We start from the raw sequence: 13,663 nt of genomic DNA on the forward strand, positions 1-13,663 counted from the left end.
TATTCTATCTTAATACCCTAATTTCCTGTTAAAAACTTGATTGAAAATTTTAATCTTATGATTTTATAATTTTTCTAAAAAAGGCTACTAAAATATTTAATTTAATAGTAGTCCTTAAAAATATTAATTTATTTTAATTTAAAGTTTAATATTATTGGATTATGATCGGAATAAGTAAAATCTAAGTCTTTTGTTTTAGTAAATATAGCTTCAACATTATTAGAAATCAAAAATCCATCTATTATAGTTGTAAAAGTTTCTCCTTTTTTATAAGGCTTTGCTACTGCTCTAACTGTTGGATTTTCTTCATCAAAACTCCATGTAAAGCCTTCCAACTCAAAATCTTTCGGGATAGGTTGAAGCCATTCTGGCCATTCTTCTGTAGTCTTAAAAATAGAACCTTCACTCCCTGGAATTTGATGATTAAAATCTCCACCTGCAATTATATAATTGCCTTTTTTATATTCTTCCTGCAAAAATGAAGATAAAAAATCAAGTTGTTGCTTTCTTATTTTGCCACCTTTATCATAGGCTGATAAATGAAGATTTATCAAAACTAATTCTTTTCCATTCTCCACTGGCACTCTATTAACTAAAATACAGCGATCAAGTTCTGCTAACTGCCTTGGCCATAACTCTTTTCCTGGCAAATCATACCTTGTGCTTTTATTCACAGTTAGTTTTGAAAAATTCGCTAATCCCGCTAATACATTCCCATGAGGCTTTTTAATAGGCACAGGTACCCATGGTACTTTATAATTAATTGCAAAACTAGATGAATATCCATTTAAATTATTTGTAAAATAATCATATTGATCTACCTTATAACTTCTTGTAGCTTTTTTGTCCACTTCTTGTAGAAAAATAAAAGTTGGACTTTCTTTTTCTATTATTTTAAAACTTTCTTTCAAATTTTCTATGGTCTTCTCCTTACTAAGTGAACGGGACTCTTTTCCTCCATCCATAAAAAAGTCTACATCTTTGTCCATTCCACAATAGCCTATATTATAAGTCATAATAGTCATTAGAGAATTTAATTTAGCTTGTTCTTCTTTATTGTTTTCTATTTTAACTTCTAAAATTTTCTCTGGCTTATAATCTGTAATTGTCATAAAAGCAAAATATCCTATTATTAAAATTCCTACTACAAGTGCCCCATATAAAAACCATTTTAAAAATCTATTTTTCATCTACTCCTCCTAAATATAAACATTTATAAAATTATAATGATTTTATGGTTTTTAATATTGCCTATAAATAATTACTTAAAATAATAAGATCACATTTATATATGTATATTAAAATTATTTAAAGTAAAGGAATAAATATAAGAATTCAACTTTAATTTTAACATAAAAAACCACAGCAAGGGGGTGCCGTGGTTTTTCATAGATAACTTTATTATGAATTTATTTAAGAGGTTAATATGTTTTATTAGCTTTGAAATAACATTAATCAATTTTGTTTTTTAAATTGATTAATGTTAAACAATAAAGTCGATGTAAAAAGAATAATAGAACCCATAGCTAATGGAAAAACCGCAGGGGACATCATACCAGAAGCACTATGACTTAAACTTTCTATGATGTAAAGTCCTCCAAAAACAACTGTAGTTCCAGCAGATATTCTATTTAATACCAAACTAATCTTTTCCATCTCATTATCCTCATAACTTTCAAAGCTTTCATTATAAATCCAACATCTTAAAGGTACTTGATGTCTTCATATTACAATATTAATTATAATAGTATCTAAGAATTTTTAAAATTTATTTGCCTTACAAACCTACATTTGCATCTTACATTTTTGTAATCTTAAGATTATAGGTCTTTAAGCTATGATTAAAATTATATAATATTTTAATCTTTTTATTAAAATAAACTCAGCTGTTCTATTCCTTTATCTTCTAATATTAATAATTTATTATCTTCTAATGAATTTAACATACTTTCTATTATCTCTTCAGGTGTATGACTATCTAAATATATCTTTTCTTCTTTTTTATCCAAAATAACCGGCATTCTATGATGTATTTCACTCATTTCTCTATTAGCCTCTGTTGTTAAAATTACAAAAGCATAATATTCTTCTCCATTCTTATCTATAACTTTATTATAAATACCAGCCATTGAAAAAAATTCTTCATTATCTATCTTTATCTTATATTTCATTTTATCTTTCCATTCATAGAAATGACAAGCTGGTATTAAACATCGCTGAGATTTTATTGCCTTTTTAAAGAATCTTTTTTCAAATACTGTTTCTCCTCTAGCATTTATAACTAATTTATTATTTAGAGGAAACCCCCATTTCATATAAGTGGTTTCATCTTCTTTAACCACTATAGCTTTATGGGAAGGAAATTTTTCTCCCCCTCCTTCTTTTTCATCCTTTATATTGTAATAATCTAAAATCTCTTTATTATTAACATCCAAAAAACTCACCACACATACTGTCACCTCCTCCAATTAAATTTTATAAAATATCTACATATATTATTTTAAAATCAACATTACTATAGCTATACAATATAAATATATACGATGAAACTTAAACTTATCTTAATTATATGTTCATATGAAAAACAGAAAGCATTCTACTTAATTAACTATTTCCATATAAAAATCTTTTATTTTTATATGGAAATAAAACAATAGCTTATAAGAAATAAATCAATTGAAAAATTCTCATGCTCTACTGAGAATTCACCATAATTGTCCATCGTTAATTATCAATTCTATACTAATGTGAATTGAAATGATTTGATAACACAATTATATAAATGCATATATTGAACCTAAAAGTGTTACATCTATAAGTATTCCTTAAAATTATAAATTTAAATCATTTATTAATAATATATATATAGAAAAAAAGAGCCAGCTATATACTGACTCTTTTATTAAATCGTAACATTTTCATAATTTATAGTGTAATAGGGTTATCTAGATTTTCTAATAAAGCTTATTTTATTATTGTCTTTCAATTACTAATGCAGTACCTTGTCCACCACCTATACATAATGTAGCTAAACCAGTTTTTGCATCTCTTTTTATCATTTCATGTATTAATGTTGTTAGTATTCTAGCACCTGAAGCTCCTACCGGGTGTCCTATTGATATAGCTCCACCGTTTACGTTTACTTTACTTGTATCTAAGTTTAAGTCTTTAACTACTGCTAAAGATTGAGCTGCGAAAGCTTCATTTGCTTCTATTAAATCTAAATCTTCTACTTTTAAATTAGCTTTTTCTAATGCTTTTCTTGTAGCTGGAACTGGTCCATATCCCATTATTTGCGGATCTAATCCTGAAGAAGCATATGATTTTATTGTAGCTAATGGTTTTACTCCTAATTCATCAGCTTTTTCTTTAGACATAACTATAAGCATAGCCGCACCATCATTTATTCCTGAAGCATTTCCTGCTGTTACTGTTCCATCTTTTTTGAAAGCTGGTTTTAATTTAGCTAATTTTTCTATTGTCATATTAGCTTTTGGGAATTCATCTGTATCAAATATAATAGGATCTCCTTTTCTTTGAGGAATTTCTATTGGAACTATTTCATCTTTAAATCTTCCCATTTTTATTGCTTCTTCTGCTTTTAATTGACTGTTTAATGCAAACTCATCTTGCATTTCTCTTGTTAAGTTCCATCTCTCTGCTATGTTTTCTGCTGTAATTCCCATATGGTAATTATTGAAAGCATCCCATAAACCATCATTGATCATAGTATCTACAACGTTACCATTTCCCATTCTTTGGCCCCATCTGTTGTTTGGAAGAACATATGGTGCATTACTCATACTTTCTGTTCCCCCAGCAAGAATTATATCTGCATCTCCAGCTTTTATCATTTGAGCTGCCATGCTTACTGCTCTAAGTCCTGAACCGCAAACTTTATTGATAGTTATTGCACTTGACTCTTCACATAATCCTGCTTTTAATGCTACTTGACGAGCTGGGTTTTGTCCAAGTCCTGCAGATAAAACATTACCTATAATAGCTTCTTCTATTATTTCTGGTTTTATACCTGCTCTTTTAATAGCTTCTTTTGCAGCAATTGCTCCTAATTCTATTGCTGAAAATTTAGATAAACTTCCTCCAAATGCTCCTACTGCTGTTCTTACAGCACTTACTATTACTACTTCTCTCATACTGTTCATCCTCCAATAAACTTCACATATTTATGATAAATTTCAATTAATTAATCATTTTCCCGTAAATATATACAAGCAAAAACCGTGCCAACTTTTATATTCTCTTTAAATAGGCACAATACCTATATTGCTCCAAATCTCAAAAAAAAGCAAGTGTAAACTTAGTTTACACTTAAATAATTTGTGTTTATATTAACAATTTTGTTAATATACTGACATCTTTGTTAACATTATCACTATAAGTATTTTCAAGGGTTTAATTATTTTTTATTTCATATTTTGCCCATTGTTTTTCCTTTTAAAGTTTAAATATCAAAATTAAAGGAAATTTGTAAAAACAAAAGTATACATGTAAACTTAGTTTACATGTATACTTTTGTTAACACTTATATATTTTCTAAATTATATCTTTTTAATTTTTTATATAACCCTGTTCTACTTAAGCCTAACATTTCAGCAGCTTTATTTTTATTTCCATCAGTTTTATCTAAAGTTTCTATAATAATATCCTTTTCAACTTCTTCTACTATGTCCTTTAATGTACCTCCTTCATTCAATACATAATTTTTATTTTTAGATTTTAGTATTTTTTCCGGAAGATGTTTAGGAAGTATAAAAAGTTCTGTATCTAATAAATTTATAGCTCTTTCTAAAACATTTTCAAGTTGTCTTACATTCCCCGGCCAATTGTAGGCTTTTAAATACTCTAATGCTTCCTTTGACACTCCTTCTGAATAAATTCCATATCTATTACAAAGATCCATACTTAATCTTTCACACAACGGTTCAATATCCTCAGGTCTTTCTCTTAAAGGTGGAAGATCTATATGCATAACATTTAATCTATAATACAAATCTTCTCTAAATTTCCCCTGTTCTATTAATTCTAAAAGAGACTTATTAGTAGAAGCTATAACTCTAACATCTATTTTTTTTACTTCATTTCCACCTACTCTAACTAACTCTCTCTCTTGAAGTACCCTTAAAAGCTTTACTTGCATGTTCAAGGGCATATCTCCTATTTCATCAAGTAAAATAGTACCTCCATTTGCATATTCAAATAGACCTTTTTTCCCACTTTTTCTTGCCCCAGTAAAAGCCCCTTCTTCATATCCAAACATCTCCGACTCAAAAAGCTCTGACGGAATTGCTGCACAATTAATTTTTATAAAGGGCTTAAAACATCTCTTGCTTCCATTATGTATGGCTTGAGCCACCAATTCTTTTCCTGTACCACTTTCTCCTGTAATAAGAACACTAGAATCTCCTTTGGCTACTTTTTTAGCTAAATTAATAGCATTGGTGAACTTAGCACTTTTTCCTATTAAATTATTAAAAGTATGCTTAGCTTTTTTTTCTCCATTAAATTCATTTTTATAGTATTCTAATTCTTTTTCTAAATTAGAAATTTTACTGCTTAATATCTTAAAATTACTTAAGTCTTTGAACATAACTTTTCCTACAGCCCCAATAACTTTTCCTTCACTAATAAGTGGAGCTCTCATGGAAATCATTTTATGTCCATTAACTTCTTGAATTTCTCCAACTTCTTTCCCACCTGTTTCAGCTACTATATGTAGTTTAGTATTAGGTATTACATCTGTAACATGTTTTCCTTCAGGGTCATTACATTCTAAAAATTTTTTATATACATTGCTCATCATTATAATTTTGCCATTTAAATCTACAACAACAATACATTCTTCTAAGCTATTAAATATACTATTAAGTATTTTTTCATCTATCTTCATGCTATCACCCCTTATACAATTGAAAATTGACAATGGACAATGAAGAATTATTGATACTTCTCCTTTACGGGAGAAGTTTTTAATTGATTTATTTTGAAGTTACACAGTAACTTTTTATGATAAAAATTAGCAATTGCATTGCTAATAAAAAAACAATTAAAGAAATTAGTTTGACTAAAACTGATTTCATCCACAATTGTCAATTGTCCACTGTCAATTCTTCATTATTCTAAGTTTTATTGTAATCTATCTTTTGTTATAAATCCTAAATTATTTTTATTATTAACCTTATATAAATGATTTAATGCAAAGTTACAGGTTAATCCTACAAAAATCCCTGTACCTATACCTGCAATTGTCATTATAGGTAAGTACAGCATAACCCCTAAAGTTTCTACTATATATGATGCAACAAGTAATTGTCCCACATTATGAAAGATTGCTCCAGTAGCACTAATTCCAATAATACTAAGTTTATTTTTAAATACTTTAATTGCAATTACCATTGATGCAAAACTAAAAAATGCACCACCTAAACTATATAGCAATCTTGATATGCTTCCTCCAAACATTACTGAAAGCAAAATTCTAACTACTAAAACTGTAAAAGCTTCTTTATAGCTTAAGGTATATAGTGCTATTACAGTAATAATATTTGAAAGCCCCAATCTTGCACCAGGAGTAATAAAAGGTATAGGTAACATTCCTTCAATAATATGTAATGCTAAAGCTTGAGCAATAAGCAAAGATATATATACTAATTTAGTAGTTTTCTTCATTTTCTTCACCTCTAACCAGATATAAAGTCTGTTTCTTCATCATCAATATTTGCCCGTCCTTTAATTTCTACTACAATTTTATGGGGTAAACAAACTGCAGTTTCTCCTACTTTACTAATATATCCAGGCTTTAAACAAATCTTATCTGGGCAATCAGCCTCAACTATAGCTATCTTATTATCCACAACTTTTATCATATTATATCCTTTACTAGTTTTAATATTAAAGACTTCTTCCCCTTTGTGGTTGTCCAATCTAATATGCTTATATTCTTTTCCTTCTACAGTAATTTTCGCATATACATAATTGCTGTCTCCTGATGTCATCCAAAAGATACCATGTGGAATAAAAGATGCTATAAATAATAGAGAAATAACTATTATATCTAATTTCTTAATTATCTTCATATGCTTCTCATCCATCTCTTTCTAGTTTTATTTATCATAATATATAATAATTTAGACATATTTCTATTAATTTTTTGAATATTTCTATTCTATAATAATTCATATTATGTTATAATTTTAACATCTTAATAATATTTATAAATATTACTAAGATTCATGCTACGATAAGTACAATAATATCATAGCATAAAACTGCTATCTTCTCTAAATTTTTTAATGTAATTATTGATAAAATTTAACTTAATTAAATTTTATCAATAGCTTAAATTATATTAAAAATATAAAAAATAAAATATTGTCATAAATTAATTGTAAAAATAATCATAAAATTATTGAAATTTTTCGTAAAATCTGTTGTAATATAAATAGATGGTTAGCTTTAATATACATTTTAGTGAAGAATTTCTAATAATTCTATAAAATTGTTATTAAAAATCATAATTTGCTTTACTTTTTGTAAATGTTTTAATAAAATTACCTAATATAAGATATTTTTCTAATTATTAACTTAGTTTCCATACTTACTATGTGAAATTACATATGTCCACATAGTAATTAATATAATATTTCTAAAATGAATGTGAATTTCACAGGAGGGATTTTGAAATGAATAAAAAATTAGTGAGTGTTGTTTCTGCAACATTATTAGCTGCAACAGTATTAGTAGGATGTGGATCTTCTTCAGCATCAAAAGAATTAAAAGATGGACAATACAAAGCTGAATATTCCGAAATGGACGAACATGGTTGGAAAGCTTTTGTTGAATTAAAAGTGGCTGATGGAAAGATCTCTGAGTGTAATGCAGATTATGTAAACGAAGAAGGAAAACTTAAATCTCAAGATGCTAAGTATGAAGAATCTATGAAAGGTAGTAGTGAGACTTGGCCATCAAAATTCTCTGCTGACTTTAACAAAGCTTTAGTTGAAAAAGGAAACCCAGATGATGTTGATAACATAACTGGAGCAACTCACTCAACTGAAGATTTCAAGAATTTATCAAAAGAAGCTTTAAAAGCTGCTGAAAAAGGTAAAACTGACACAGTTGTAGTTAAAGCTGCTAAAAAATAAGTTATAAAATGCAAATAAGAGACTTTAGGAATAATTCCTAAAGTCTTTGATTTTAGAAAATAAACAGTAAAAATTAAACTTTGGAGGATATATATGAAAAAATTTAAATTATATGTCTTATCATTACTAATCTTATCTATTACTATTCTATCTGGATGTTCAACCTCTAATTCTAACACTAAAGAACCTATAAGTCATACTGAAGTAGTTATGGGAACAGTATGTACTATTCAGATTTTTGACTCAAAGGATACTTCCATACTTGATAAAGCCTTTGATAGATTAAAAGACTTAGAGAATAAAGTAAGTATAAATAAAGAGGACACAGAACTTGATAAGGTTAATGAAATGTCTGGTAAAGAAGCTGTAGTTGTAGGAAAAGATACCTTCACCATAGTAGAAAGTGGACTTTATTACAGTAAGATTTCTAATGGTAACTTTGACATAACAATAGGTCCTATAGTTAAACTTTGGGGAATTGGCAGTGAAAGTGCTAGAGTCCCTAGTGAAAAAGAAATTATAGAAAAAAAATCCCTTATTAATTATAATGATGTTATTTTAGACAGTGAAAAAAATAGCATTTTCTTAAAGAAGTCAAATATGATTATTGACCTAGGTGGAATCGCTAAAGGATATGCTGCTGACGAAATGAAAAATCTTTTAGTGGATAATGGTGTTAAAAGTGCAATGATTAATTTAGGAGGAAATCTATATATTTTAGGAAATAAGCCTAACGGTAATCAATGGAAAATAGGTATTCAGGACCCTAAGGGAGGTGCTAATGATACTGTTGGTAATATATTAGTCAATGATAAATCTATAGTAACCTCTGGTACATATGAAAGATTTTTAGAAGTAGATGGAAAGGTTTATCATCATATATTAGATCCTAAAACTGGATACCCTTATGAAAGTGATCTTTTAAGTGCAACTATCATAAGTGATAAATCTATAGATGGAGATGGGTTATCTACATCTACCTTTGCTTTAGGAAAAGAAAAAGGATTAGAGTTTATAAACTCCCTAGAAAATATTGAAGCTATATTTATTACAAAAGATAATAAAGTATATTTAACTAATGGATTAAAAAATAATTTTAAACTAACTAACAACAATTATAAGCTAGTAGAATAATTTATTTCTAAAATTAATATATTAAAATAAATGCTATTTTTAATATTTCAATTACATATTGCTTATCCTTATTAATATTGGTTAAGAATTTTAAGCGTTGCTCCAAATTATACTGTACTCAGGGGAACCCTTATACAATTGAGAATTGACTATTGAGAATGGAGAATTATTGATACTTCTCCTTTATGGAAGAAGTTTTGAATTGATTTATTTTTGAAGTGACATAGTCACTTTTATTAAAAAATCTATTTGAAGAAATTAATTTACAGAATTAATTTCAACGACAATTGTCAATTTTCCATTCTTAATTCTCCATTGATTAAACTGTTCCCCAGAGGTGAAATAACTAGTAATTATATTGTTAGTAAAAAATATTAAAATAACAAATAATTAAGGAGGAAATCAAAGAATTTCCTCCTTAATTATTTCATTTCTATAGTTTAATAATAAATGTAGTTTTTTAAAATGTAGGTTTATTGCTTAAATTATCCTCTTCTGTTCCATTAGGATTGCTTTTTAAATACTCTCTTCCATTTTTAGCTCTACTTACATTCACTCCATTTATTAATCCTTCTTTTGTCATCTCAACAGCCTGTTTTATAGAATAGGCTTCTCCATTAGAAAGCATTACATCAGTAATATCTCCCTCAGAATTTTTTCTAACTTTAGATATTGTTATATTATTTTCTTTAGGTATATCTGAAGCTTTCATCATATTACTCATATTACTTAAGCTCTGTGGCATATTATCTTCCGGAAAAAATTTCTTCATATTTATCACTCCTTATGAATATTATGTTTTATATAGCTAAAAATTATTCTATTTAAATAAGGCTTGGCTTATATTATTGACAAAACATGATTACCGACATTATAATCATTATTATATATAAAAAAGGATTATATTATTACGAGGTGGTAAAGTGACTAACGCTGTTAGTGATATTGAGGGTTCGATAATTAATTGTGCAAAAGAATTATTTATTCAAAGAGGATATGAAAAGGTAGATATGAAACTTATTTCTAAAAAATGTAATATATCTACGGGAACAATTTATAATTATTTTCCAAACAAAAGTAAGCTTTTTATAAGAATATTAGAAGATAACCTAGAAAAAACTTTTCTCAAACTTCAAACTTTAATAGAATCAGAGGATAACTATAAAATACCCTCTTGTATTAAAATACTTTATGAAGACATAGAGGAAAGATGTGTATTAAATAAAGAGCTTGTTAAAGCCGATCTTACTAATAGAATTCAAACTGAATCAAATGTTGAAATTGAAAAGAATATTATAAGTTTAATAGATAAAATTTTTAATGATTTTTCTAAAGATTATGCTTCTTCTATAGAATATAATTGTAATATTAGATTAGTAGAATCTTTATTAGCTACTATTTATACTATGATTGAAGCTCATCCTGAAGAAAAAGAAAAAAATATGGAATTTTTAAATCAATTGATTTTAAATTTAGGTTATAAAAAAGAAGTTAGTTAAGGTATTAAAAAAGTCGTGATAATTCACGACTTTTTGTTATTAATTATATACAATATTTAAGTTTTTCTAATATTCCTAGGGTTAATTATTAATTAAATAAACCGCTCCTTCACTATAAATCATATTATTAAATAATTGACGTTTATACTTTTCTATCTCTATATTTATAAATAATATATTAGACTTTATTTCTTCATTTCTAGCATATAATTCGGAATGCTCTAATTTTTTAAATTCCCATATTTTATTAGATATGATATTGTCATTTTCAACAGATAATATTAAATTATCAAAAGCTTTTTCAATTTCTATATTAAGCTTTAGATTTAATTCCTCTATGTTTTCAAAAATCTTATCACAAATCAAAGATGCTACAATAGGTTTTTGTTGTAGTAAAAGTTCCTTAATATAATTCTTTTATTACTAATCTTTTCCTCTGGTTTTATAAAAACAATTCTTACTCCTTCCTTTAGGCTCTTTATAATTCCCTCTTTTGGAAGTATTTTCACATCAAATCTTAAATTATTAGTAAAGTTTTCATAATGGACTTTGAAATTACTTGTCATCTCTTCTAAGGTTATGAAAGATATTTTAGTAGAATCCTTAGAAAATTCATCACTAACACTTAATATTATTTTTCTATTTTCTTCAATATTATTTCTAAGCTCTATCTGCTCTTCATGAACTTTTTCATATTTAGCTAGATATACCTCAAACTGCTCATTTAATATCTTATATATATTTTCGCTGCACCAATTATTGGTGATTTCTAACATTCTATATTCAGCTTCTTCTTTAATATTTTTTATATCTTCTATATCATCTATTAATTTCACATTTTCTTCAATTATAGATGGTATATACATATTTAACTTTGTTTCTAAATACTCTCTTAAAAATATAAGATCACTTTCCACTTTTCCCTTAAATTCTTTAATATTTAATTTAAGCTCATCTTCAAATTCCTTTGTTTTAAAGCTAGTCTCTTCCATCTTATTAACTTCTACTTTTTTATAGTGAAGTTCCCTATCTATTTTTTCATTGATTTTATCTATTTCACTTTTTAATAAATTAGCAAAATCATTAAATCTATATAAAGTCATATTGTTAGGCGTTGTTTTTTCTATTTCATCTAGTAACTCTCTATGCTCTTCTCCACTGGCTATTATTTTTATATTTTTATCTATTTCTTCTAAAATATCTTTTAGAACATTTTTTTTATTTTTAAAATCATCATAAGTTAAATTCTCATTATTGGTTATTACAAATAAAAGTTTATCTAAATTAATATCTGCACTTAATTTCTTTAAATCTTCTATTTTTTCTTCATCCAAATTTTCCATGCAATCTATAGCTATTATTACTAAGTCCGCCACTAACATTTCATCCTTAGTAGTCACATCAATTATAGTAAAAATACCGCTTTCGAACTTTTCTTTAAAATTCTTATTTTCAAGTAAAAGCTGCAACAATTTTTCTCTACTATTTTCTTCACTACCTAAAAACACCAGTTTTACTGTATTATCACTACTCTTATATTGGCTTTCATAGCTTATATTAGGATTAAACTTACATTTCTCCCCTACTAAATTTACTTTATCTACTAGGCCAATCCAAGGATATTTTTCTAAAGGTTTCTTAATAGGTTTTATTTCTTTTAAAATTTCATTCAACAAATTATCAACTATTTCTTTTTTATCATTTATATTATTCAATTCTAATATAGATAATAATTTAGTTGCCCCTTCAAAACTATTATAAAAATCATTGTTTTTAAATGAAGCATTTATAAGATAAAATATAAAATCCTGCTCAAAATTTCTTATTTGAGGGCTTATATACTTTTTATCATTTAAATCCGTATAAATCTCTCTTAGCACTTCAATACATTCTGGAAAGTAAGAATAATCATTATTCTCATAATTAATCTTATCAAAGCTTTCTCTAAGATAAAGTAAAAGTTTATTTAAAGCTATATCCCAATCCTTAATAGCTGTATATAAGGATTTAGTTAATAATCTCCAATGTTCAAACTTAAATGTAGTTAAAAGCAAATTACAAAATTTTATAATTTTTTCCACAGATTGAATATTAAAAGCCTTGCTATTTTGGCAGCATCCACAAGCAATATCTATAAAAAATTCTTCTTCACTTCTGCTATATTCATCATAGCAAATTTCTAAAGCTTTTAAAAAAGCATTGTTATCTTTTAAAAATAATACTACATCTTTATTTATATTACTATATTCAGGTATAATTTTTATTATATTTCTAGCTGCTTCATAGGCTTTATCAGTATTCTTAAGTTGTTTTGAACTGTTATAGATTGCTCTATTTTTTTCTAAAAATAAAAGTTCTCTATCACTAGCTATGCTTTCATAAATTTCTAAAGCTTCTTCTACATTCTTATTTATATCTGCTAAATTTTTTCTAGCCCACATCATAAGTTCAAATAATGTTATATCATCTTTATCCTCTAGCATATTAAAAAATTTCAAATTAAGTTTTGTGCTTTCTTCTAAAATTTCAATAACTTTATTAAAATTATTTAATGCAAATTCTCTATTGTTTTTCTCTATGTAAATTTCTCCTAAAGAATAATAAGCAACAACTAAATGCTTAAGTTCCTTATACTCTAATTTGGATATGATTTTATACTCTGTGTTCTTTATTATCTCATTAAAGAATTTTATATTTAATTTTTCATCTATGTTTACCTTATAAGTATTTTTCAAGCTCCAAAGATAATATTTTTTAAGCGCTAAACAAACTTCACAACTTATATTACTTTCTGCAATACTTAAGTATAAAGTGAATTTATCCATGGATTCATAACACTTATTCAAAAAATCAAACTGCTTTTTTAAT

General features: G+C 26.4%; 13 protein-coding genes. 3 read left to right on the forward strand and 10 right to left on the reverse strand.

Annotation, left to right across the window (positions count from 1 at the left end; all coding sequences use genetic code 11):
- Positions 1-128: 128 nt before the first annotated feature.
- The 7 genes from ACY1IQ_RS04500 to ACY1IQ_RS04530 all read right to left on the reverse strand — a co-directional run bounded on the left by ACY1IQ_RS04500 (position 129) and on the right by ACY1IQ_RS04530 (position 7,094).
- The gene (locus ACY1IQ_RS04500; RefSeq protein WP_461612830.1) at positions 129-1,190 is read right to left on the reverse strand and encodes an exonuclease/endonuclease/phosphatase family protein; all 1,062 of its coding nucleotides are present in this window, start codon (positions 1,188-1,190) and stop codon (positions 129-131) included.
- Positions 1,191-1,455: 265 nt separating this feature from the next.
- Entirely contained in the window at positions 1,456-1,656 is a 201-nt protein-coding gene (locus ACY1IQ_RS04505; protein ID WP_461612831.1) for a hypothetical protein, read from the reverse strand.
- A gap of 215 nt (positions 1,657-1,871) precedes the next feature.
- Positions 1,872-2,447: an SOS response-associated peptidase gene (locus ACY1IQ_RS04510; protein ID WP_461612832.1), complete on the reverse strand. Its 576-nt coding sequence runs from the start codon at positions 2,445-2,447 to the stop codon at positions 1,872-1,874.
- 525 nt (positions 2,448-2,972) lie between these two features.
- On the reverse strand, positions 2,973-4,154 hold the full coding sequence (locus tag ACY1IQ_RS04515) for an acetyl-CoA C-acetyltransferase (protein WP_461612833.1): 1,182 nt from the start codon (positions 4,152-4,154) through the stop codon (positions 2,973-2,975).
- 389 nt (positions 4,155-4,543) lie between these two features.
- On the reverse strand, positions 4,544-5,908 hold the full coding sequence (locus tag ACY1IQ_RS04520) for a sigma-54 interaction domain-containing protein (protein ID WP_461612834.1): 1,365 nt from the start codon (positions 5,906-5,908) through the stop codon (positions 4,544-4,546).
- Positions 5,909-6,144: 236 nt separating this feature from the next.
- A complete protein-coding gene (locus ACY1IQ_RS04525) occupies positions 6,145-6,687 on the reverse strand; it encodes a Gx transporter family protein (RefSeq protein WP_461612835.1) in 543 nt (180 codons plus the stop codon).
- Positions 6,688-6,698: 11 nt separating this feature from the next.
- Entirely contained in the window at positions 6,699-7,094 is a 396-nt protein-coding gene (locus ACY1IQ_RS04530) for a NusG domain II-containing protein (RefSeq protein WP_461612836.1), read from the reverse strand.
- 606 nt (positions 7,095-7,700) lie between these two features.
- Here ACY1IQ_RS04530 and ACY1IQ_RS04535 point away from each other — a divergent pair.
- Positions 7,701-8,162 carry an FMN-binding protein gene (locus ACY1IQ_RS04535; RefSeq protein WP_461612837.1) on the forward strand — a complete coding sequence of 154 codons (462 nt, stop codon included), beginning with the start codon at positions 7,701-7,703 and terminating at the stop codon, positions 8,160-8,162.
- 93 nt (positions 8,163-8,255) lie between these two features.
- Positions 8,256-9,296: an FAD:protein FMN transferase gene (locus ACY1IQ_RS04540; protein WP_461612838.1), complete on the forward strand. Its 1,041-nt coding sequence runs from the start codon at positions 8,256-8,258 to the stop codon at positions 9,294-9,296.
- A gap of 460 nt (positions 9,297-9,756) precedes the next feature.
- Here ACY1IQ_RS04540 and ACY1IQ_RS04545 read toward each other — a convergent pair whose 3' ends face one another.
- Positions 9,757-10,008, reverse strand: a complete 252-nt coding sequence (locus ACY1IQ_RS04545; protein WP_461612851.1) for a DUF3892 domain-containing protein — start codon at positions 10,006-10,008, stop codon at positions 9,757-9,759.
- A 211-nt stretch (positions 10,009-10,219) separates the two neighbouring features.
- Between ACY1IQ_RS04545 and ACY1IQ_RS04550 the strand changes: the two genes are divergently transcribed.
- Positions 10,220-10,795 (forward strand): TetR/AcrR family transcriptional regulator, encoded by a 576-nt coding sequence (locus ACY1IQ_RS04550; protein ID WP_461612839.1) that lies wholly within the window; start codon positions 10,220-10,222, stop codon positions 10,793-10,795.
- A gap of 81 nt (positions 10,796-10,876) precedes the next feature.
- Here ACY1IQ_RS04550 and ACY1IQ_RS04555 read toward each other — a convergent pair whose 3' ends face one another.
- Both ACY1IQ_RS04555 and ACY1IQ_RS04560 read right to left on the reverse strand, forming a co-directional pair.
- Positions 10,877-11,161, reverse strand: a complete 285-nt coding sequence (locus ACY1IQ_RS04555) for a hypothetical protein (protein ID WP_461612840.1) — start codon at positions 11,159-11,161, stop codon at positions 10,877-10,879.
- A 5-nt stretch (positions 11,162-11,166) separates the two neighbouring features.
- Positions 11,167-13,663, reverse strand: a 2,497-nt coding sequence (locus tag ACY1IQ_RS04560; RefSeq protein ID WP_461612841.1) for a hypothetical protein, incomplete at its 5' end; no start/stop codon positions are given.

It is taken from the genome of Clostridium sp. Marseille-QA1073, from assembly GCF_054863625.1.